Annotated in this window: 2 tRNA genes and 3 rRNA genes; all 5 read left to right on the plus strand. The window is 50.8% G+C overall.

Annotated features, from left to right (window positions below):
• A 16S ribosomal RNA gene (locus N0M98_RS33635) occupies positions 1-86 on the plus strand; the annotation flags it as partial.
• A 146-nt stretch (positions 87-232) separates the two neighbouring features.
• Positions 233-349: ribosomal RNA gene (rrf, locus tag N0M98_RS33640) — 5S ribosomal RNA — on the plus strand.
• Positions 350-413: 64 nt separating this feature from the next.
• Positions 414-490, plus strand: a tRNA-Ile gene (locus N0M98_RS33645).
• A gap of 28 nt (positions 491-518) precedes the next feature.
• Positions 519-594 (plus strand) — tRNA-Ala (locus tag N0M98_RS33650).
• Positions 595-766: 172 nt separating this feature from the next.
• A 23S ribosomal RNA gene (locus N0M98_RS33655) occupies positions 767-1,290 on the plus strand; the annotation flags it as partial.

The raw sequence follows: 1,290 nt of genomic DNA on the forward strand, positions 1-1,290 counted from the left end.
GCCAGCCGCCGAAGGTGGGGTAGATGATTGGGGTGAAGTCGTAACAAGGTAGCCGTATCGGAAGGTGCGGCTGGATCACCTCCTTTCTATGGAGTCCATGATGACTGTAGGTCATCGGACATAAGCAACTAACAGTTGCACAATAGTTGACAACGGACATCGACGAACTCGATGTAACAGTTGCAGCGCCACTCACTCGTTGGTCAGTTTTGAGAGGACAACTCTCTATTCGTTTGGTGATGATGGCGGAGGGGAACCACACGTTCCCATCTCGAACACGACCGTTAAGCCCTCCAGCGTCGATGGTACTTGAACCGAAGGGTTCTGGGAGAGTAGAACGTCGCCAAGCGAACCCACCTTGAGTGGGTTTTTATTTTGATATTGATCATTGAAGTTCTCGATTGTTGTCTTGCGGGCCCTTAGCTCAGCTGGTTAGAGCGCACCCCTGATAAGGGTGAGGTCGGTGGTTCGAGTCCACTAGGGCCCACCATTTCTTGAAATGGATAATTTCATATTATGGGGCCATAGCTCAGCTGGGAGAGCGCCTGCCTTGCAAGCAGGAGGTCAGCGGTTCGATCCCGCTTGGCTCCACCAAAAATAACTCTTGCAATGAATAAGGGTTATGTGATAAGATGCTTTTTGTCGCTGTTAAAGGCGACGCACCGACAACTGCCATCGAATTTGATGATGTAACAGTTGCAGATTGTTCCTTGAAAACTAGATAACGAAACGAAATGCGTAGAGCAATACAACGTGTCATTAGCATGGTTAAGCTAATAAGAGCACACGGAGGATGCCTAGGCGCTAGGAGCCGAAGAAGGACGTGGCGAACGACGAAATCGCCTCGGGGAGCCGTAAGCAGGCTTTGATCCGGGGATATCCGAATGGGGAAACCCAGCTGAGGTAATTCTCAGTTACTCACATCTGAATACATAGGGTGTGCAGAGGCATACGAGGGGAACTGAAACATCTAAGTACCCTCAGGAGAAGAAAACAAAAGTGATTCCGTCAGTAGCGGCGAGCGAAAGCGGAATAGCCCAAACCAGAGGGCTTGCTCTCTGGGGTTGTGGGACGTCAACATAGGTGCAGCAGGGTAGACGAAGCGGTCTGGAAAGGCCGGCCATAGAAGGTAAAAGCCCTGTAGTTGAAATTCTGCGAACACCTTAGACGGATCCCGAGTACCGCGAGACACGTGAAACCTCGTGGGAAGCAGGCAGGACCATCTGCCAAGGCTAAATACTCCCTAGCGACCGATAGTGAAGCAGTACCGTGAGGGAAAGGTGAAAAGAA

It is taken from the genome of Paenibacillus doosanensis (assembly GCF_025060755.1).
Lineage (GTDB): Bacteria > Bacillota > Bacilli > Paenibacillales > NBRC-103111 > Paenibacillus_S > Paenibacillus_S doosanensis.